This is a genomic window from Nocardioides lijunqiniae (genome assembly GCF_015024225.1).
GTDB classification, from domain to species: Bacteria; Actinomycetota; Actinomycetes; order Propionibacteriales; family Nocardioidaceae; genus Nocardioides; species Nocardioides lijunqiniae.
In genome coordinates, this window is sequence record NZ_JACJGM010000006.1 from 64,344 (window position 1) to 83,352 (window position 19,009).

25 protein-coding genes and 1 pseudogene are annotated in these 19,009 nt (G+C 72.8%); 15 read left to right on the plus strand and 11 right to left on the minus strand.

The genetic code is table 11. The annotated features are described in order from the left end of the window. Positions 1-96: 96 nt before the first annotated feature. Positions 97-929: pseudogene (locus IRQ30_RS05005) on the plus strand (pseudouridine synthase). Positions 930-958: 29 nt separating this feature from the next. Further along, entirely contained in the window at positions 959-1,258 is a 300-nt protein-coding gene (locus IRQ30_RS05010) for a hypothetical protein (protein ID WP_193607435.1), read from the plus strand. 9 nt (positions 1,259-1,267) lie between these two features. On the opposite strand, the gene IRQ30_RS05015 is transcribed toward IRQ30_RS05010, so the two are convergent. Then, positions 1,268-2,017 (minus strand): MBL fold metallo-hydrolase, encoded by a 750-nt coding sequence (locus IRQ30_RS05015; protein WP_227466991.1) that lies wholly within the window; start codon positions 2,015-2,017, stop codon positions 1,268-1,270. 56 nt (positions 2,018-2,073) lie between these two features. On the opposite strand from IRQ30_RS05015, the gene IRQ30_RS05020 reads away from it, so the two are divergent. Continuing rightward, positions 2,074-2,598 (plus strand): TetR/AcrR family transcriptional regulator, encoded by a 525-nt coding sequence (locus IRQ30_RS05020; protein ID WP_193611911.1) that lies wholly within the window; start codon positions 2,074-2,076, stop codon positions 2,596-2,598. 17 nt (positions 2,599-2,615) lie between these two features. Here the strand turns inward: IRQ30_RS05020 and IRQ30_RS05025 are convergent, their stop codons facing one another. The 6 genes from IRQ30_RS05025 to IRQ30_RS05050 all read right to left on the minus strand — a co-directional run bounded on the left by IRQ30_RS05025 (position 2,616) and on the right by IRQ30_RS05050 (position 6,320). Further along, entirely contained in the window at positions 2,616-3,095 is a 480-nt protein-coding gene (locus tag IRQ30_RS05025; protein WP_193611912.1) for a VOC family protein, read from the minus strand. Between the two features lie 74 nt (positions 3,096-3,169). Continuing rightward, the gene (locus tag IRQ30_RS05030) at positions 3,170-3,856 is read right to left on the minus strand and encodes a haloacid dehalogenase type II (protein WP_193611913.1); all 687 of its coding nucleotides are present in this window, start codon (positions 3,854-3,856) and stop codon (positions 3,170-3,172) included. A gap of 45 nt (positions 3,857-3,901) precedes the next feature. Further along, positions 3,902-4,180 (minus strand): mycothiol system anti-sigma-R factor, encoded by a 279-nt coding sequence (gene rsrA, locus IRQ30_RS05035; protein ID WP_193611914.1) that lies wholly within the window; start codon positions 4,178-4,180, stop codon positions 3,902-3,904. Continuing rightward, positions 4,177-4,917 carry a sigma-70 family RNA polymerase sigma factor gene (locus IRQ30_RS05040; protein WP_420827595.1) on the minus strand — a complete coding sequence of 247 codons (741 nt, stop codon included), beginning with the start codon at positions 4,915-4,917 and terminating at the stop codon, positions 4,177-4,179. The genes rsrA and IRQ30_RS05040 overlap by 4 nt, the downstream gene beginning before the upstream one ends. Positions 4,918-4,923: 6 nt before the next feature. Then, the gene (locus IRQ30_RS05045) at positions 4,924-5,571 is read right to left on the minus strand and encodes an alpha/beta family hydrolase (protein WP_193611915.1); all 648 of its coding nucleotides are present in this window, start codon (positions 5,569-5,571) and stop codon (positions 4,924-4,926) included. Further along, positions 5,568-6,320, minus strand: a complete 753-nt coding sequence (locus IRQ30_RS05050) for an SOS response-associated peptidase (protein ID WP_193611916.1) — start codon at positions 6,318-6,320, stop codon at positions 5,568-5,570. The genes IRQ30_RS05045 and IRQ30_RS05050 overlap by 4 nt, the downstream gene beginning before the upstream one ends. Positions 6,321-6,432: 112 nt before the next feature. Between IRQ30_RS05050 and IRQ30_RS05055 the strand changes: the two genes are divergently transcribed. Genes IRQ30_RS05055 through rsgA form a run of 3 tightly spaced genes read left to right on the plus strand, consistent with a single transcriptional unit; the run spans position 6,433 to position 9,245 of the window. Beyond that, positions 6,433-6,960, plus strand: a complete 528-nt coding sequence (locus IRQ30_RS05055; RefSeq protein WP_193607428.1) for a DoxX family protein — start codon at positions 6,433-6,435, stop codon at positions 6,958-6,960. 30 nt (positions 6,961-6,990) lie between these two features. Continuing rightward, positions 6,991-8,259 (plus strand): 3-phosphoshikimate 1-carboxyvinyltransferase, encoded by a 1,269-nt coding sequence (gene aroA / locus IRQ30_RS05060; RefSeq protein ID WP_193611917.1) that lies wholly within the window; start codon positions 6,991-6,993, stop codon positions 8,257-8,259. Then, a complete protein-coding gene (rsgA, locus tag IRQ30_RS05065) occupies positions 8,256-9,245 on the plus strand; it encodes a ribosome small subunit-dependent GTPase A (RefSeq protein ID WP_193611918.1) in 990 nt (329 codons plus the stop codon). The genes aroA and rsgA overlap by 4 nt, the downstream gene beginning before the upstream one ends. A gap of 11 nt (positions 9,246-9,256) precedes the next feature. Here rsgA and IRQ30_RS05070 read toward each other — a convergent pair whose 3' ends face one another. Further along, entirely contained in the window at positions 9,257-9,706 is a 450-nt protein-coding gene (locus IRQ30_RS05070; protein ID WP_193611919.1) for a DUF2231 domain-containing protein, read from the minus strand. Positions 9,707-9,747: 41 nt separating this feature from the next. Between IRQ30_RS05070 and IRQ30_RS05075 the strand changes: the two genes are divergently transcribed. The 5 genes from IRQ30_RS05075 to IRQ30_RS05095 all read left to right on the plus strand — a co-directional run bounded on the left by IRQ30_RS05075 (position 9,748) and on the right by IRQ30_RS05095 (position 12,666). Further along, a complete protein-coding gene (locus IRQ30_RS05075; RefSeq protein ID WP_420827596.1) occupies positions 9,748-10,632 on the plus strand; it encodes an inositol monophosphatase family protein in 885 nt (294 codons plus the stop codon). A gap of 41 nt (positions 10,633-10,673) precedes the next feature. Then, positions 10,674-11,105, plus strand: a complete 432-nt coding sequence (locus tag IRQ30_RS05080) for a CBS domain-containing protein (protein WP_193611921.1) — start codon at positions 10,674-10,676, stop codon at positions 11,103-11,105. 55 nt (positions 11,106-11,160) lie between these two features. Beyond that, a complete protein-coding gene (locus tag IRQ30_RS05085) occupies positions 11,161-11,946 on the plus strand; it encodes a GAF domain-containing protein (RefSeq protein WP_193611922.1) in 786 nt (261 codons plus the stop codon). Between the two features lie 112 nt (positions 11,947-12,058). Then, positions 12,059-12,226 carry a hypothetical protein gene (locus tag IRQ30_RS05090; protein ID WP_193607421.1) on the plus strand — a complete coding sequence of 56 codons (168 nt, stop codon included), beginning with the start codon at positions 12,059-12,061 and terminating at the stop codon, positions 12,224-12,226. 71 nt (positions 12,227-12,297) lie between these two features. Continuing rightward, complete coding sequence (locus tag IRQ30_RS05095) at positions 12,298-12,666, plus strand: FKBP-type peptidyl-prolyl cis-trans isomerase (protein WP_193607420.1); 369 nt, start codon at positions 12,298-12,300, stop codon at positions 12,664-12,666. 81 nt (positions 12,667-12,747) lie between these two features. On the opposite strand, the gene IRQ30_RS05100 is transcribed toward IRQ30_RS05095, so the two are convergent. Continuing rightward, the gene (locus tag IRQ30_RS05100) at positions 12,748-12,993 is read right to left on the minus strand and encodes an RNA-binding S4 domain-containing protein (protein ID WP_193611923.1); all 246 of its coding nucleotides are present in this window, start codon (positions 12,991-12,993) and stop codon (positions 12,748-12,750) included. Positions 12,994-12,998: 5 nt separating this feature from the next. After that, positions 12,999-14,270, minus strand: a complete 1,272-nt coding sequence (locus IRQ30_RS05105) for a DUF445 domain-containing protein (RefSeq protein WP_193611924.1) — start codon at positions 14,268-14,270, stop codon at positions 12,999-13,001. Between the two features lie 66 nt (positions 14,271-14,336). Here IRQ30_RS05105 and IRQ30_RS05110 point away from each other — a divergent pair, with 66 nt between their 5' ends. The 4 genes from IRQ30_RS05110 (at position 14,337) to IRQ30_RS05125 (ending at position 18,016) form a co-directional block, all read left to right on the plus strand. Then, complete coding sequence (locus IRQ30_RS05110; RefSeq protein WP_193607417.1) at positions 14,337-14,747, plus strand: FAD synthase family protein; 411 nt, start codon at positions 14,337-14,339, stop codon at positions 14,745-14,747. Between the two features lie 88 nt (positions 14,748-14,835). Next, on the plus strand, positions 14,836-16,383 hold the full coding sequence (locus tag IRQ30_RS05115) for an MXAN_6640 family putative metalloprotease (RefSeq protein WP_193611925.1): 1,548 nt from the start codon (positions 14,836-14,838) through the stop codon (positions 16,381-16,383). 80 nt (positions 16,384-16,463) lie between these two features. Continuing rightward, positions 16,464-17,471, plus strand: a complete 1,008-nt coding sequence (locus tag IRQ30_RS05120) for an amidohydrolase family protein (protein ID WP_227466992.1) — start codon at positions 16,464-16,466, stop codon at positions 17,469-17,471. Further along, positions 17,453-18,016 (plus strand): cysteine dioxygenase, encoded by a 564-nt coding sequence (locus IRQ30_RS05125; protein ID WP_338089572.1) that lies wholly within the window; start codon positions 17,453-17,455, stop codon positions 18,014-18,016. The genes IRQ30_RS05120 and IRQ30_RS05125 overlap by 19 nt, the downstream gene beginning before the upstream one ends. Here the strand turns inward: IRQ30_RS05125 and IRQ30_RS05130 are convergent. Beyond that, the gene (locus tag IRQ30_RS05130) at positions 17,986-18,954 is read right to left on the minus strand and encodes a helix-turn-helix transcriptional regulator (RefSeq protein WP_193611926.1); all 969 of its coding nucleotides are present in this window, start codon (positions 18,952-18,954) and stop codon (positions 17,986-17,988) included. The two genes, IRQ30_RS05125 and IRQ30_RS05130, sit on opposite strands and share 31 nt — an antisense overlap. Positions 18,955-19,009 lie beyond the last annotated feature (55 nt).

Here is a 19,009-nt window from a genome sequence, read left to right on the forward strand (position 1 = left end):
CCCCGCTCCCCGCTGCCGCCGCGCCACGGGCTCAGCGCCGCCTGGTTGCGGACGCCGGACCGTGAGCCGGCCGGCGACGTCGCGCCGTGGTCGACGATGGGCGACTGGCTGCGGCACCGTCTCGACGGCCGCACGGACGTCGAGGGCATGCTGGAGGACGAGCGGTTCGTGTACGACGACCTGCGGGTCGTGCGCGACGGCGACCCCTACCGGCCGCACACGTTCGTGTGGTTCCACCGCGACCTGCGCGAGGAGGTGGAGGTGCCCGGCACGCTCGACGTGCTGCACCGCGACGAGCGGATCGTGGTGGTGGACAAGCCGGCGTTCCTCTCCACCATCCCCCGCGGCCAGCACGTGCGGCAGAGCGTGGTGGTGCGGCTGCGCGACGAGCTCGGGTTGCCGGAGCTCTCGCCGCTGCACCGCCTCGACCGGGTCACCTCCGGCGTGCTGCTCATGGCCACCGAGCAGCGTTGGCGCGGCGCCTACCAGGTGATGTTCGAGCACGGCACCGTGCGCAAGACCTACCGCGCGCGCTCGCGCCGTGGCGCGTCGACCTCGAGCTGCCCACGACCGTGCGCGACCACGTCCGCAAGACCCGTGGCGAGTGGCGGGCCGAGGTCGTGCCCGACGCGCCGGTGAACGCCGAGACGCTCGTCGAGCTGGAGTCGCGCGCCGGCGACCTGGCGGTCTACCGGCTCACGCCGCGCACGGGCCGGACCCACCAGCTGCGGCTGCACCTGCACGGTCTCGGCATCCCGATCGTCGGCGACCCGCTCTACCCGGTCGTGCGGGAGACCTCCGTCGACGACTTCACCCGACCGCTCCAGCTGCTCGCCGCGGAGCTCGCCTTCACCGATCCCGTCGACGGCACGGCCCGTCGGTTCGTCAGCCGCCGACGCCTGCCGCTGACGCCCGTGGACGCTGGGTAGGCTGCGCGGACCGAGGACAGGGGTAGGACATGGTGGCGAGCCGATCGGCCCGCGAGCGAAAGGCCGCAGCCGAGGCGGGGCCACTGGCGAAGGTCAGGATCGACGTCGACGAGCAGGACCAGTTCGTCTACAAGATCTCCTGCACCGAGTGCACCGTGCGCGGGCACCTGCAGTGGTCGGCGTACCGGCCCGGCGAGGACAACGGCTTCATGGCCTCCATGGACCGCTGGACCTTCCACCTCGTCGAGCGCCACCCCGGCGCCGAGGCGCCGTGCCTGGCCTACCTGGACGCCGCCCAGCAGCGCCTGCACGAGCGCCGCGGCCAGTAGCCGTCCCGGTCAGGCGCTGTCGGCCGCCCGACGGGCGTCCCGCTCGACGGCGGCGAGGTCGCCGCGCCACGGAGCGCCGTGGCCGGGAAGCACCCAGGTGGCGTCCAGGCCCGCGAGCCGTCCGAGCGAGTCGAGCGCCTGGGCGGGGTCGTCGGTGAACGGAGCGGGGCCGAGCCCGGTGCGGCCGGTGAGGACGTGCCGCGTGGTGAGGGCGTCACCGACGAAGACCGCCTGGGCCACCGGCACGTGGATCGCGACGCTGCCCGGCGAGTGCCCGGGCATGCCGATGATGCGCGGAGCACCGGGCAGGTCGAGGACGTCGCCGTCGGCGACCTCGGTCACCTCCGTGAGGTACGTCGTGCGCCAGCCGCCCTTGCTCATCGCGTAGGAGGCGAAGCGCAGCAGCGGCCCCAGGCGCTTCGGGCCCATGGCGGTGGGAGGCTTGTCGCCGGTGCGCGCCCGCTCGGCGTCGGCCGCGTGCACGAAGACCGGGACGCCGTGGTCGCGCCGCAGCCGCTCCGCGAAGCCGATGTGGTCGCCGTCGCCGTGGGTCAGGACGAGTCCGCGGACGTCGTCGAGGGTGCGGCCCATGGCCTTCAGCTCGGCGCGCAGCTCGCGCCAGTGGCCGGGCAGGCCGGCGTCGATGACGGTCACGCCCTCGTCGGTGTCGATCAGGTAGGCCGCGACGACGTCGTTGCCGATGCGGTGCAGGTGCGGGGCGATCTTCATGGTGGGCTCCTCGGAGGGCGTGGTAGACATGGCTACGGTAGTTAGCCATGATGGCTACTGTCAATAGCCTTCCGAGAGGACATTCCATGCCCGCACCCGAACGCACCTCGCTGGCCGACATCGTCGCCGCCGGCTGCGACCTCCTCGAGGGCGGCGGCCGGGCGCACGTGACCATGCAGGCCGTGGCGCAGCGGGTCGGCGTGAGGGCGCCGTCGCTCTACAAGCGCGTCCGCGACCGCGACGCCCTGCTGCGCCTGGTCGCCACCGCTCACATCGACCGCCTCGTGGAGCGCCTCGACCCCGCGGACACCACGATCGCCGGCGTCGCCCGCACCTTCCGCGCCTACGCCCAGGAGCAGCCGGAGGGCTTCCGGCTGATCCTGTCCTCGATCGCCGACGCGGAGTCGCTCGCACGCGCGACCTCCGCGATCCTGCAGGCGGCCGAGGCCCTGGTCGGACCGGCTGAGGCGCTGGACGCGGCCCGACTCGTCACCGCCTGGACCACGGGCTTCATCACGATGGAGCTCGCGGGCGCGTTCCGGCTGGACGGGGACCTGGACCAGGCGTTCGACTACGCGCTGGAGCGGCTGCAGGTCGCGCTCACCCGCTGAGAGGGACGCGACCGCCCTCAGGCGCCGTCGGCCGCTCGCTCGAGCTCGGCGACGTCCAGCTTGCCCATGCCGAGCATGGCCTCCATGGTCCGGCGCGCACGCTCGGGGTCGGGGTCGTCGAGCAGCTCCTCCAGGCGGTGCGGCGTGATCTGCCAGGACAGACCGAAGCGGTCCTTGAGCCAGCCGCACGGACCGGGCTCTCCCCCGTCGGCCGTGAGCGCCTCCCAGAGCCGATCGACCTCCGCCTGGTCGGCGCAGTCGATGACGAAGGACATCGCCTCGTTGAACCTGAAGTCGGGGCCACCGTTGAGCCCCTGGACGCGCTGGCCGGCGATCGTGAAGTCGACGACCAGCACCATGCCCGCCGGTCCCGCGGGGGTCTCCGCCGGGGACCGCCAGACCTTGTCGACGTGGCTGTCGGGCAGCAGGCTCGCGTAGAAGGTGGCCGCCTGCTCGGCGTCGCCGTCGAACCACAGGCAGGGGAAGAACGCGCTCATCGGGTGCTCCTCGGGTCGAGGCCGCGGCGGGTCCGCGGACCGCTACCTGGTGAGACTGCGACCGTCGCAGATTCTCAGCGGTCCCGCATGCTCAGGAGCCTCGCCAGCGACGTGAGGTCGGCCGCGACGTGGTCGAACCTGCGTGCATACGCCGCCATCAGGTCGGGCGAGCTCGACGCCCGGTCGACGTACGCCGTCCGGAAGCCGTGCCGCGCCGCCGCGTCGAGGTCCCACGGGTGAGCGGCGACGAAGACGCACTGCCGGACGTCCAGGTCGAGGGCGCGCACCAGGTGCTCGTACATGCGGGGATCGGGCTTGTAGGCGCCGATGGTCTCCCCGGAGACCAGGCTCGTCCAGCGCAGCCCCGCCGAGCGCGACATGGCGTGCGCCTGGGCGGTCCCGGCGTTGGTGAGCGCGACGAGCGCGAGCGACGGCGCGAGTCGCCGCAGGGTGTCGGCCACCTCGGGGAACGGCTCGAGCTGTCGGCCGGAGCCCACCAGCCGGGCGACCTGGGCTTCGGTGAGCCGCTCGCCCATCTCGGCCGCTGCGGCCGCGACCGCCTCGGCGCTGACCGCCTCCGCGACGGCGTAGGGACGTCGTCGCTCGCGCATCGCGAGGGTCGCCGCCTGCGACAGCTCCTCCCAGCGGGCCACGAGCTGCACGGCGGGGGCGCCCACCACCTCCTCGGCCGCAGCCAGCCGACCGCCGTCCTCGTCGAGCAGCGTGCCGAGGACGTCGAACACCAGGGTGGTCGTGCTCACGACGTCACCCTGCGGGCGGTGCGAGTGATGGGAGAGCCTCAGTGCTCAGTGCTCGGTGATCTGGACCTGGACCTCGCGCAGCCGGAAGAGCACGCGCTCGCGCAGCTCGAGCGGCGCCGTCTCGGAGCAGGACCGGGCGACGACGGACTTCACCGTGCGCTGGAGGTCGTACTTGACCAGGCACGGGTTGCACGTGTCGAGGTGCTCGCGGACCGCGGAGCAGTCGGCCTCGTCGAGCTCGTTGTCGATGAAGTAGACGATCCGCTCGAGGTAGTCGGCACACTCCTCGCGCGAGATCTCGTCGGGGTGCTGGTGCTCGCTCATGACTGGCCTCCGTCGTGGCCGACCCGGAGCAGGTCGTTGGTGCGGACGTAGTCGGACAGCATGTCGCGCAGCTGGCGACGGCCGCGGTGGAGCCGCGACATCACGGTCCCGATGGGGGTGTCCATGATCTCGGCGATCTCCTTGTAGGCGAAGCCCTCGACGTCGGCGAGGTAGACCGCGAGGCGGAACTCCTCGGGGAGCCGCTGCAGAGCGTCCTTCACCTGGGAGTCGGGCAGGTGCTCGAGCGCCTCCATCTCGGCGGACTTCAGGCCGCTCGAGCTGTGAGACTCCGCGCGGGCGAGCTGCCAGTCCTCGACGTCCTCGGACATCGACTGCTGCGGCTGGCGCTGCTTCTTGCGGTAGGTGTTGATGAAGGTGTTCGTCAGGATCCGGTACAGCCACGCCTTGAGGTTGGTGCCCGGGCGGAACTGGTGGAACGACGAGTAGGCCTTCGCGAACGTCTCCTGGACGAGGTCCTCGGCGTCGGCGGGGTTGCGGGTCATGCGCATCGCCGCGGAGTACAGCTGGTCCAGGAACGGCAGCGCGTCGCGCTCGAAGCGCGCGGTGCGGTCGGCGTCGGTCTCGGTGGCGACGTCGATGTCGGCGTCGGCCGGGCCCGTGGCCTCGGGGTCGTTGAGGTCGACGTCAGCGTCGACGGGAGTGTCAGTCATCGTCCCCCAGCCTAGCCGGGGGTCCACCGGGACCGGTCTTTCGAGTAGCGCCATCACGAAGGGCATAACCTCTCATCGGCGCGCGTCATTCCCGGTGATCTCGCGCACGACCCACTCCAGGGTCGCCTCGACCACGATCTCCATGGCCTCCTCCTGGCTGATCGCCCCTCGCGCGGGCACCTTGAGGCCGTGGTCGCCACCGGGCACGACGCACAGGTCGGTGGCGTCGGGGAACTCCTCGGGTCGCCCCATGGCGTCGTTCTCCCCCTGGATCACCAGCGTCGGCAGACGTACGGCGGTCAGCTCGCCGAGGCGGGACCTCTCGGGCCGCCCGGGCGGGTGCAGCGGGAAGGAGAGCGCCAGGCAGCCGGCTGCCCCGAGCGACTGCGCCGACCGGGCCGCGGACCGGGCGCCGGCGGACCGCCCGCCCAGGACCAGCGGCGTGCGGACGCGCATCGCGTCGGCGGCGGCGCGCAGGGCGGCGTCGAGCGTGGCCGGTGGCGTGGCGATCTTGCGGCCGGCCCGACGCCACGGCTGCTCGAAGCGGACGACCGTGATGCCGTGGCGCGGCAGGTGACGGGCCAGGGCCTCGAGGTCGCGCGACTCGATGCCGCCGCCCGCGCCGTGGCCCAGCAGCAGCGTGGCTCGCGGCGAGCGGGCTCGCGCGGTGACCAGGCGGCCCTCGCCGTGCGGGGTGTCGACGACCCGCTCGCTGCTCACTCCAGCACCTCGTCGAGCGGCAGCGGCTCCACGAGCTCGGGGCCGTTGTTGCGGACGTTGGAGACCAGCGTCGACACCGGGAACGCCTCGAGCCGCCCCGGCGCCGCGGGCACCAGCAGATCGAGCAGCGAGTCCTGGGGCGCCGCCGGATCCAGCCAGGACGACCAACGGTCGGCCTCGACCATCATCGGCATCCGGTCGTGGATGTGGCCCAGCGAGTCCTCGGCCTGGGTGGTGATGACGGTGCAGGTCCAGCGGAAGCGCTCGGGGTCGTCGTCCGCACGCGTCGGGTCCCGCCAGATCTCGTAGAGACCCGCCATGGCCAGCGTGCCGCCGTCCTGGGGACGGATGAAGAACGGCTGCTTGCGCGGCTTGCCCTTCGCGGTGAGCTGGGAGGTGGGGTACCACTCGAAGTAGCCGTCGGCGGGCAGCAGGCAGCGGCGGCGGGCGAAGGCGCGCTTGTAGGCCGGCTTCTCCGCGACCGTCTCCATCCGGGCGTTGATCATCCGGTTGCCGATGGCGGGGTCCTTGGCCCACGACGGCACCAGGCCCCACCTGAGCACCCGCAGCTGGCGCTCGGGCGGCTCGTCGCTCTCCTTCGAGGGGGGTCTCTCGACGACGGCGTAGACCTCCTTGGTGGGCGCCACGTTGTAGTCGGGCTCCAGGACCTTGTCGACCCGGCTCTCCACGACCTCGAACTCCTCGATGAGGTCCTCGGGCTTGCGACTGGAGGCATAGCGGCCGCACATGACAGCAATCTAGCCGCCGGGAGCCCTCCTGGGCGTCGGCCGGAGGCGGCGGATCGCGGCCTCACCCCCTGAGGTGGGTGTGGCCGCCCCGGGGTCGGGTAGGAATAGGGGCATGACCGTCAGCCGACTCCTCGCCCGTCCGATGCTCGCCTCCATGTTCGTCGTGGGTGGCGTCAACGCCCTGCGCAACGCCCCCGCCCTCGCGGCGAAGGCCCAGCCGGTCACCGACAGGCTGGTGCCCCAGGTCAAGAAGGCCACGGGCCTGCCGATCCCCGAGGACCCGACCACGCTGGTCCGCATCAACGCCGGAGCGCAGCTGCTCGCGGGCGCCGCCCTCGCCACGGGCCGCGCCCCCCGGCTCTCGGCCCTGGTGCTCGCAGCGTCGCTGCTGCCGACCACGGCCGCCGGCCACCGCTTCTGGGAGGCCGACGACTCCCAGACCAAGACCCAGCAGCAGCTGCACTTCTTCAAGAACGTCTCGATGCTCGGCGGCCTGCTCATCGCCGCCGGCGACACCGACGGCAAGCCCGGGGTCGCCTGGCGCGCCCGTCGTGCCGCCGGCGACGCGAAGCGCGAGGCCAAGCACCTGGCGAAGTCCGCGCGGCGCGAGGCCAAGCTCGCGAAGGCGCAGCTGACCTGACGCGGGGCTGCACGCCCTAGAGTTCCGCCTGTGACCGTCGCCGACCCGTGGCCCGCCCCCCGCGCCCATGACCCCGTCGACGCGGTGGTCTCGCTGCCCGGCAGCAAGTCGCTGACCAACCGTGCGCTGGTGCTCGCGGCGATCTCCGACGGCCCGTCGGTCGTACGGCGTGCGCTGCGCTCGCGCGACACCTCGCTGATGGCGGCCGCCCTGACGTCGTTGGGAGCCGCCGTCGACACCTCCGGTGACGACTGGCGGGTCACCCCCGGCGCGCTCGCCGGGGACGCCGAGGTCGACTGCGGGCTCGCCGGCACGGTGATGCGCTTCGTGCCTCCCGTGGCCGGCCTGTCGACCGGGGTCGTGGCCTTCGACGGCGACCCCCACATGCGCAAGCGCCCCGTCGGGCAGGTCCTCGCGGCGCTCGCCTCGCTCGGCATCCGGGTCGAGGACGAGGGCCGCGGCGCGCTGCCCTTCCGCGTCCACGGCACCGGCCGGGTCCGCGGCGGCAGGGTCGTCGTCGACGCGTCGGGCTCCTCGCAGTTCGTGTCCGCGCTGCTGCTCGCCGGAGCGCGCTACGACGAGGGCGTCGACGTGCGCCACGACGGCAAGCCGGTGCCCTCGCTCCCCCACATCGACATGACCGTCGCGATGCTGCGCCAGCACGGGGTGGCCGTCGACGACTCCGACGCCAACCGCTGGGCCGTCGCCCCGGGGCCCGTCAGGGCGCTCGACCACGACATCGAGCCCGACCTGTCCAACGCCGCCCCGTTCCTCGCGCTCGCGGCGCTCTCCGGCGGGTCCGTCACCGTGCGCGACTGGCCCCGGGAGACCACCCAGGCCGGTGACGCGCTGCGCGAGATCTTGACGCTGATGGGCTGCGAGGTCGACTTCGTCGCGGACGGGCTGCGGGTGCGCGGGCCCGATCGGCTCCAGGGCATCGACCACGACCTGCACGACGTCGGCGAGCTGGCCCCGGCCGTCGCCGCGCTCTGCGCCCTGGCCGACTCGCCGTCCCACCTGCGCGGCATCGCCCACATCCGCGGTCACGAGACCGACCGGCTCGCCGCCCTCGCCACCGAGCTGGGGGCGCTCGGGGCCGACGTCACCGAGCACCCGGACGGTCTCTCGATCCGCCCCGCCCCGCTGCACGGCGGCCTCTTCCACACCTACGCCGATCACCGCATGGCCCACGCCGGCGTGATCGTCGCCGCCGCCGTGGACGGCGTGCTCGTGCAGGACGTCGGCACGACGGCCAAGACCTTCCCCGACTTCGCGACCTTCTGGGCCTCCCTGCTGTGACCAACCGCTACTCCGTCGAGGACCAGGAGCACTACGAGCGGCCACGCCGCCGTACCCGGCCGCGCACGAAGGACCGGCCCACCTACGACGACGCCGTCGAGGGCGTCGTCGTCACCGTCGACCGCGGCCGCTACACGCTGCTCGTCGACGGGCGGAAGGTGATGGCCATGAAGGCCCGGCCGCTGGGACGCAAGGGCGTCGTCGTGGGCGACCGGGTGCGCGTCGTCGGCGACGTCTCCGGCGACGACGGCGCCCTCTCGCGCATCGTCGAGGTCAACGAGCGGGTCACCACGCTGCGGCGCACCGCCGACGACGACGACCCCGTGGAGCGGATCATCGTCGCCAACGCCGAGCAGCTGGTCGTCGTCACCGCGCTCGCCGACCCCGAGCCGCAGCCGCGGCTGATCGACCGGGCCCTCGTGGCGGCGTACGACGCCGGCATGCAGCCGCTGCTGTGCCTGACCAAGGCCGACCTCGCCGACCCCGAGACGCTGCTGGGCACCTACCGCTCGCTGGGGGTGCCGTGGGTGGTGACCAGCCGCGGCGGCGACCTGACCGCCGTACGCGAGAGGCTGGCGGAGCGCACCAGCGTGCTCGTCGGCTCCAGCGGGGTCGGCAAGTCGACGCTGGTCAACGCGCTGGTGCCCGAGGCACACCGCGACGTCGGCATCGTCAACGCCGTCACCGGCCGCGGCCGGCACACCTCGACGTCCGCCTACATGCTGCCGCTGCCCGACGACGACGGCTGGATCATCGACACCCCCGGCATCCGGTCGTTCGGGCTCGCGCACGTGCGGCCCGAGAACCTCATCGAGGCCTTCCCCGACCTCGACGAGATGACCGAGGACTGCCCCCGCGGGTGCACGCACGGGGAGGACGAGCCGGAGTGCGGCCTCGACGTCGCGGTCACCGAGGGCCAGGCCGACCCCGAGCGGGTCGAGTCGTTCCGTCGGCTGCTCGCGGCGCGGAGCGTGCCGGACTACTGACGTGTCTCCCGTCAGCCCTCGATGCCGTACCAGGCGATCTGCGCGCCGGCGTCGCCGGTGAGGTAGACGTAGACGAGGGTGAGGACGGCGGAGACGGCGACCAGACCGCTCAGCACGTGGCGGACCGGGCCGGTGCGGGTGTGCCACCAGGCGGCCACGAACGACAGCACCGCGAAGGCCGTCACCGAGAGCCGCAGGATGTTCGCGCGCTCCTCGTGGGTCTCGACCAGCGCAGCGAGCGGACCGCCGTAGGTGTTGGCCTCCTCGAGGTCCTCGCCCGAGAAGTAGGCGACCCAGATCGCCACGAAGGCGATGGCGACGGTGGCCACCAACGGCCACCGCAACCGGTCGCGCCAGCGCGGCACCAGGGCGTAGAGCAGTCCGGCGAGCGCCGACACGGGCCCGAAGATGACCGCCGCGTGGACGACGAGCGCATGAAGAGGCAGTCCGTTGAACTCCATAGATGAACGCTAAACCACTTTGCTGAAAGTAGCCTGTGCGTGTGGCGACCGATTTCACCGACGACCTCCGTCTCGCTCACGTGCTCGCCGACGACGCCGACTCGCTCACCACCGCGCGTTTCAAGTCGCTCGACCTGCACGTGATGAGCAAGCCAGACCTGACCCCCGTGACCGATGCGGACCAGGCCGTCGAGGACGGGATCCGGCGCACGCTGTCGCGGGTCCGCTCCCGCGACGCGATCACCGGCGAGGAGACCGGCTCCACCGGGCACAGCCAGCGCCGCTGGATCGTCGACCCCATCGACGGCACCAAGAACTTCGTGCGCGGCGTCCCCGTCTGGGCCACGCTGATCTCGCTGGTCGTCGACGACGAGGTCGTGCTCGGCGTGGTCTCCGCGCCGATGCTGCAGCGCCGCTGGTGGGCCTCGGTCGGCAACGGCGCCTGGACCGGCCGCTCGCTGCTGAAGGCCACGCAGTGCCAGGTCTCCGACGTCCGCCGCCTGGAGGACGCGTCGCTCTCCTACGCCTCGCTCCACGGCTGGGACGAGCGCGAGCGCCTCGACGACTTCCTCTCGCTGATGCGCCGCTGCTGGCGCACCCGCGCCTACGGCGACTTCTGGTCCTACATGCTGATCGCCGAGGGCGCCATCGACCTCGCCGCCGAGCCGGAGCTCGAGGTCTACGACATGGCAGCCCTCGACATCATCGTGCGCGAGGCCGGCGGTCGGTTCACCTCCCTCGACGGCTCCGACGGCCCGTGGGGCGGCAACGCCCTGGCCTCCAACGGCCACCTGCACGAGGCTGCGCTGTCGTTCCTCGGGTCGCTGCCCGACCACGCCGACGACCCCGAGTGGCGCGCGCCGGGCTCCGCGTCGGTCTCCGACATCTCCGCCCGCCGCCGCACCGACGGACCGCCCCGCGACTGAGACCCTGGCCAGGGAGTCGCCGCAGCAGTAACGTCCGCGGCATGCATATCGGCGAGATCCTCCAGGCCAAGGCCTCCACCGAGGTCATCACCATCGGACCGGAGGCGGGGGTGCGCGAGCTCCTCGCGCTCCTCGCCGAGCACAACATCGGTGCCGTCATCGTCAGCGCCGACGGCACCAGCCTCGACGGCATCGTCAGCGAGCGCGACGTCGTCCGCCACCTGCACAGCGACGGCACCGTCATCAACAACGTCGTCGGCTCGATCATGACCGGCGACGTCGAGACCTGCGCGCCCGAGGACGACCTCGACGGCGTCATGCAGACGATGACCGAGCGCCGCTTCCGCCACATCCCCGTCTGCGCGGACGGGTCGATCGTCGGGATCATCAGCATCGGCGACGTCGTGAAGCACAAGATCGGGCAGCTCACCTTCGAGCGCGACCAGCTCGACAGCTACGTCCACCAGACCTGAGGCTGTCGGCGGCGGGGCCTAGCGTCGTCGGCCCCGTCCGATGGAGCCGACCCCCGTGACCGACGCACCCGTGCCACCCGGACCCCCGCGACGCCGCGACCTGGTCTGGTTCGCGCTCACCGTGCTCGTGGTGGTCGGCTCCACCGGAGCGGCCTACGCCGTCACCGCGGTCCAGGGGTGGCCGAGGTGGCTCCTCCTCGCCCTCCACCTGGCGCTCACCGGTCTTGCCTTCGGCGTCCCGCAGGTACGGGCGATGCGAGCCCAGGGCAGGGAGCTGTCGGCCGTGGACCGGGAGGTGCGCGCCCGGGCGGAGACGCGCGCGGCCGTCAACGACGCCCTCGACCCCATCCTGCGGCAGCTCGGCGGCATCTCCGCCGAGCCCGATCGCGCGGTGCGGGAGCAGCTCATCGCTCAGGCCGTCCCCTTCGTGCTCAACGCCGCCTCCAGCCTCATCGGGGAGGAGCGCTCCCGGTCGTGCTGGTTCGAGCTCACGGACGAGACTCCGCCCCGGCTGGTCCCGATCCTGCACGTCGGGAGGACCGGTTCGCCCACGACCACCTTCGTCACCGGCACCCCCGCCGGCGACGCGGCCATCGGGATGGTCCTGGCCGGCGAGAACCTCCTGTGTCGCGACATCGAGGCCGACCCACCACCCGGCTGGGACTTCTCGAAGGCACGGGACTACCGGACGTTCATCTCCGTCTCGGTCATCGCCGGTCAGAACGCCTACGGGATGCTGACGCTGGACGCCCTCGACGCGGGAGCCCTCACGAACGACGACCTGCACCTGCTCAACCTGATGGCGTCGGCCCTGGCCGCCGCCTTGGCGCAATGTGCGTGAGACCTCGGGACGCATGGGCGCCTCAGCCGTGCCCGGAGTGTCGGAGCCGATGCCTAAAGTGTCGCCAGAGCCGTATGGCACAGTGGAACGACCACGAAGGAGGGCGGCATCGATGACGCAGAAGCTCCTCAAGCCTCGCCAGGACGACCGGATCGCGCGGGCCCTCGCCGATCCGAAGACCTACTTCGAGCAGGCCCGCAGACGCGCCCGGCGCGAGGTGGAGGCCGAGGTCGCGCAAGAGCGCGCGGCCTCCGCGCCGCGCCGGCGCAGCGCCCGCTGACGGGACGCGCCGGTCACCGGCGCCGCCCTCCCGCCACGGCCACCCGATCCGCGCGGGCTAGGCTGGTGGACATGGACAAGCCTGAGATCGACTTCTTCGACCCCGAGCCCCCGACCGACCTCGTCGTCACGGACGTGACCCAGGGCGAGGGCGCCGAGGCCACGGCCGGCAGCACCGTCTCGGTGCACTACGTGGGTGTCGCGCACTCCACCGGTGAGGAGTTCGACGCGTCCTACAACCGCGGCGAGCCCCTCCAGTTCCGCCTCGGCGTCGGCCAGGTCATCTCCGGGTGGGACACCGGCGTTCAGGGCATGAAGGTCGGCGGCCGCCGCCAGCTCGTCATCCCCCCGCACCTCGGCTACGGCGACCGCGGCGCCGGCGGCGCCATCAAGCCGGGCGAGACCCTGATCTTCGTGGTCGACCTGCTCGAGGTCCGCTAGCACCGCAGCACCCGATCACCGTCTGACCCCCGAACGACCCCGACCGCCGGTGGCGGCCGGGGTCGTTCTGCGTCGCCAGCGCTACCAGGGCAAGTTGTCGGTGGCCTCGCCGTGGGCGACACGGGCGCTCTGCCCGGCGAGCGTGACGACGTCGCCCTGGGCCAGCTGGCGGCCGCGGCGGGTCTCGACCTCGTCGTTGACCCGCACCATGCCGGACGCGACCAGGGGCTTGGCCTCGGCGCCGCTCTCGACGAGGTTGGCCAGCTTGAGGAACTGGCCGAGCCGGATCGACTCGTCGCTGATGGGGACGTCCTGGGGCTCGCTCATGTCCCTCAGTGAACCAGCACCGAGACGGTGTGGATCAGCACCCCGACCAGACCGCCGACGATCGTGCCGTTGATGCGGATGAACTGCAGGTCGCGTCCGACGTGCAGCTCGATGCGGCGCGCGGCCTCCTTGCCGTCCCAGCGCTCGATCGTGTGGGTGATGACGGCCGTGACCTCCTCGCCGTAGCGCGAGACGGCGAAGACCGCCAGGTCGCTGGCGCGGGCGTCGATGCGCTCCCGCAGCGTGGCGTCGGTCGAGAGCCGGTGCGCGAGCGAGGAGACCTCCTGCTGCAGCCGGCGGCGTACGGCGCCCTGCGGGTCCTCGAGGGAGGAGGTGAGGGCGCGGCGCAGCGCGTCCCACAGCGAGATGCTGGAGGCGAGCACCGACGGGTGGTCCAGCAGCCGCTCCTTGAGCCGCTCGGTGCGCTGCTGGGTGTCGGGGTCCTGGAGCAGGTCCTCGGCCAGCTGGCGCAGCACCGAGTCGAGCGCCTGGCGCGCGCGGTGGTCGGGGTCGGTGCGGATGTCGCCGACCCAGTGCACCATCTCGAGGTGGATGCGCGAGCTGACCCGCTCGTTGATCCGCTCCGGCGCCCACCACGGCGCCCGCTCGAGCAGCACGTCCTGCACCGTGTCGGGGTTGGCCTCGAGCCAGCCGTGCAGCTCCTCCAGCGCGATGTCGACCAGGCCGTGGTGCAGGTCGTCGTTGAGTGCCTCGGTGAGCAGCGAGCCGAGCAGGGGCGAGATCGGCTCCTCGCGGAAGCGCGGCACCAGCGCCTCGTGGATGAGCGCCTCGATGTGGTCGTCGCGCACCTTCGACAGCGCGATGCGGGCCAGGTCGGCGACCTCGTCGACGACGCGCTGGGCGTTCTCCGGCGCGGAGAGCCAGCCGGCGGCCCGCTCCGCCACGCGGGCCGAGGCGATCCGCTCGCGGATGATGTCCTCCTGGAGGAAGTTCTCCCCCACGAACTCCTCCAGCCCCTTGCCGAGGTCGTCCTTGCGCTTGGGGATCAGCGCGGTGTGCGGGATGGGCAGCCCGAGCGGGTGCTTGAAGAGCGCGGTCACCGCGAACCAGTCGGCGATCGCACCCACCATGGACGCCTCGGCCCCGGCGTTGACGAAGCCCAGCCAGCCCTCCTCGTCCAGGGTGAGGACGTAGACGGCGGCGGCGAAGAGCAGCAGCGAGACCGCGACCGTCCGCATGCGCCGCAGCGCGCTGCGGCGCAGGGCGTCGGCGGCGGGGTCGCCGACAGCGAGGGCGGGGGCGGCGGGAGAGCTCATCGACACCATCCTCACCCACGGCCCACGTCCGCGGTGGACGCGCCCCCGCGTGCCAGAATCGCGCCCATGTCTTCCCCGGCACCGCGCACGGTCATCACCTTCGGCACCTTCGACGTCTTCCACGTCGGCCACCTCAAGGTGATCGAGCGCGCCGCCGCCCTCGGCGACCGGCTCGTCGTCGGGGTCTCCGCCGACGAGCTGAACCTGCGCAAGAAGGGCCGCGAGCCCGTCTTCAGCCAGGGTGAGCGGCTGGCCATCGTCGCCGCCCTCAAGCCGGTCGACGAGGTGTTCGTGGAGGAGAGCCTCGAGCTCAAGCGCCACTACATCCAGCAGTACGCCGCCGACGTCCTCGTGATGGGCGACGACTGGGCCGGCAAGTTCGACGAGTTCGGCGACATCTGCGAGGTCGTCTACCTCGCCCGCACCCCCGCGATCTCCACCACGGCCCTCATCGAGAAGATCTCGGGCGGCAGCTGACTGGTTTCGCTCTCCGGCGCGCCGGGGACGCTGATCTCGACCCGTGACCTTCCTCCGCTCACGGGACATCTCGACCGAAGGAACACCGATGCGCCGCTCCCTCGCCGCCGTCCTGGTCACCCTCGCCACCGCCGTCACGGCCATGCCCGTGCTCTCCACGACGGCCGACGCCTCCGCCCCCACCGCGATCCCCCGCACCACCCCGGGTCAGGACGACCCCGCCCACGACGCGCTCCAGCGCGCCGTCCGCGCCTTCGCCCCGGTCAAGCGCGAGCGGACGACCGGCCCCAGCGCGCGTCCCGACGCCACCCTGGCCCTGCGCGACCTCTTCGGCGCCCGTGCCCGCCTCTCCGACGACGACCGGCTCCAGGCTGACCGGCTGCTGGCCCGGCCCACCGACGGCGCGGCCGACCCCTACCAGAACGGCTACACGGTGCCGTCGACCCGCAAGTGCTCGCGCAAGGTGTGCCTGCACTGGGTGAACTCCACCGCCGACGCTCCACCCAGCAAGGCCTGGGCGATGACGTCGCTGCGCATGATGGACAAGGTGTGGAGGTACGAGGTCGGCCGCCTCGGCTACCGCAAGCCGCGCACCGACCGCCGGCACTCCAGCGGGCCCAAGTTCGACGTCTACCTCAAGGAGCTGGGCAACCAGTTCATCTACGGCTACTGCGCGCCGGAGTACCTCGTGCCGGGGACCCGTCGCGTCGCGTCGGGCTTCTGCGTGCTCGACAACGACTTCGCGAAGGCGCAGTTCGGGGCGCCGCCCCTGACCAGCCTGCGCGTGACCGCCGCGCACGAGTTCTTCCACGCCATCCAGTTCGGCTACGACTTCCGCGAGGACACCTGGCTGATGGAGTCGACGGCCACGTGGATGGAGGAGCAGTTCGCCGACTCGGCCAACGACAACCGTCGCTACCTCCCCTACGGCCAGGTGGCGCAGCCCCAGGTGCCCCTGGACCTCTCGCAGCCCAACAGCTCGGCCCAGTACGGCAACTGGGCGTTCTGGGAGTACCTCAGCCGACGTCACGGGCGATCGATCGTGAAGAAGGTCTGGCAGAAGGCCGGCGCCTACCGCGGCGCGGGACGACGAGACTCCACCCCTGCGCTCAAGGCCGTCCTCCGCTCGCGCGGCGGCTTCCCGAAGGTCTTCAGCGCCTACGCCTCGGCCAACACCATCCCCGCACGCACCTACCCCGAGGGCAAGGCCTGGCCGGCCGCCCGCGCCACCCGGATCACCACGCTCGGCCGCAGCACGCGCACCACGAGCCTGCGCACGCGCGTGGACCACATGGCCGCGAAGCACGTCGTGCTCCGCCCCGACTCCACCCTCAAGGGCAAGAAGTGGCGCCTGCGCATCAAGGTCACGGCGCCGCGCCGGGCCGTCGGCGGACGGGCCTACCTGATCGTCAAGACCACCCGCGGGAAGTGGGTCAGGCGCCCGGTCGCCCTCAACCGCAAGGGTCGCGGGGTCACCTCGATCGCGTTCTCCCGGCGCACGACGCGCAGCGCCATCCTCACCCTGGTCAACACCAGCACGCGGTTCCGCTGCCGCCAGAACCAGCCCTACACCTGCGCGGGCACGCCCCGCGCCGACAACCGGCTGTTCACGGTGAAGGCGACCGTCCGGCGCTGACCGTCCGGCGCGCCGATGCATAGCGCACTAAGTGCAGTGGGTTACTCTTCTTTCTCGATGACAGAGCGAGAGGAGGAGACATGGGAGAGCCCACCGCGGTCGACGTGCACCAGCACCTCTGGCCCGAGGAGCTGCTGGACCGACTGCGCGCCCGCACCCGCCCGCCGTACCTGCGCGGGTGGACGCTGCACACGCACGGCGAGCCGGCCTACGAGGTCGACCCGGCGCACCACGACGTGCGGCGCCGGATCGAGCAGGACCTGGAGAGCGAGGTGGCTCTCGCCTGCGTCTCGCTCTCGGCGCCGCTGGGCATCGAGCACCTGCCCCGTGCCGTCGGCGCCCCACTGATCGCCGCCTGGCACGAGGGGGCCCGGCGCCTGCCGGACCACTTCGCGGCCTGGGCCTCGGTCCCCGTCGTCGAGCCCGACCTCGAAGGACTGGCGGGCCTGCTGGCCGAGGGCTTCGTCGGAGTGCAGCTGCCGGCGACCCAGCTGCTGTCCCCCGCCGCCTGGGAGCGCGCGGGTGGCGTCCTGCGCGTCGCCGAGGAGGCGGGGGTGCCGGTGTTCGTGCACCCCGGTCCCGCCTCCGGCGATCCCACCGCGGGGCCCGTCCCCGACTGGTGGGCGCCCGTCGTGGCCTACACCGGCCAGATGCAGGCCGCCTGGTGGGCCTGGCACGCCGTCGGCGGCCGCTCGCTGTTCCCCTCGCTGCGGGTGCTCTTCGGCGCCGGCGCCGGCCTGGCCCCGGTGCACCACGAGCGGCACGTGACCCGCGGCGGGGACCCGCTCACCGTCGACCCCGCCGTCTTCCTCGACACCTCGTCGTACGGCGCGCAGGCGCTGGACGCGCTCGTGCGCGTGCTCGGGATCGACGCGCTCGTGCTCGGCAGCGACCGGCCGTACGGCGCGCCACTCGAGCGGCTCTTCGGCGACGCGGCGACCCACGCCGTGCGCGTCGCCAACCCACGTCGCCTGCTCGGGGTCGACGCGGTGCCCGACCTCACCGCCGTGCAGCACCCAGTGCAGGACCCAGTGCAGCACCCAGTGCAGGACCGAGTGGAGGACCAGCCGTGGCCGCGAGCGATCTGACCATCACCGCCGTACCGGCGGAGCAGGCGAGGGACATCGCCACCGAGGCCGGCCGGGTGACGCTCGGCGCGCTGCCCGACCGCGACCTCGACCCCGACGAGCTGGCGCAACTCGCCGCGACGATCGCCGCCGACCCGGCCTCGTGGGCCCACCACGTCGGGTTCGACGACGACGAGCGCGTCTACGCCTCCCTCCACCGCGACGCCCACGTCGACGTCTGGCTGCTGTGCTGGACCCCGGAGAACGACACCGGCTGGCACGACCACGACTCCTCCTCCGGTGCCGTGGCGGTCGTGGCGGGCGAGCTGGCGGAGAACAACCTCACCCTGGCCTCCGGAGGTGTCGAGACCCGGATCCCGGCGGGGCGGGTCTTCTCCTTCGGCCCCGACCACATCCACCGGCTCAACGGCGCCGAGCGCGGCTCGATCTCGGTGCACGTCTACAGCCCACCGCTGTGGCGCATGGGCCAGTACGCCGTCGGCGACAACGGCGTCCTGCGCCGGGTGTCGATGTCCTACGCGGAGGAGCTGCGCCCGATCGACTGAGCGAGCCGGGCGGCGAGGACGGCCACGGCCTCGCGCAGCTCGGGGCCCTCCTCGACGCGGAACGCGAACGGCACGCCGGCCAGCCACTCCTGCGCGTACATGGTCGGGTTGCGGGTGCTGCCCACGAGCACGCAGCCGTCGGCGTGCGGCCCCAGGTGTCCCATCGGGCCGCGCAGCCAGGGCCTCACCTCGTCCACGGAGGCCTCGAAGACCACCCGGGTGGGGTGCTGCCAGCCCGAGCCGAGGTGGTGCTCCAGCGCGGCGGCCGGGTCGAGGTCCTCGGGCGGGTCGAAGTGCCGCTCGATCGGTCGGACCCCGGCGACCCGGTCGATGCGGAAGGTGCGGACCGCGTCGGCCCGGTGGGAGTGGCACAGCAGGTACCACCGACCGAAGCGGACCACGACCGCCCAGGGGTCCACCTCGCTCTCCCAGGCCTCCCCCGCGTCGCTGCGGTAGGCGAGCACCACCACACGGCGCTCCGCGACCGCGGCGACCAGGGCACTCGTGGTGGCCGCATCGGGTCGTGCGGCGCCCGCGCGCGGCGACGCCGAGGCGTGCTCGCTCAGGGCGGCCGCCTCGCGTCCCACCCCGTCGGGCAGCGCCCGCACCACCTTGCCGAGGGCAGCGCCGACCAGCCCGGTGCTGTCCGAGGACGTCGACTGGCCGTCCAGCACGGCCATCACCAGCACCAGGGCCTCGTCCTGGGTGAAGCTCACCGGGGGCAGCCGGGTGCCCCGGCCGAGGCGGTAGCCGCCGTGCGGACCGCGCTCCGACTCGACCGGGACGCCGGCCTCCCGCAGGATCGCGACGTACCTCCTCGCGGCCCGCTCGGTCACGCCCAACCGGGCGCCCAGCTCGTCGGCCGTGGTCACGGGGCGGGACCGCAGCACCTCGAGCGCCATCAGCGCCCGCGAGGTCGGGCTGCTCTCCGGGGCCATGACCGGCAGCCTAGGTCCGGCCTGCCGCATAGCGGAAGCAGACCGTCCGGATCCC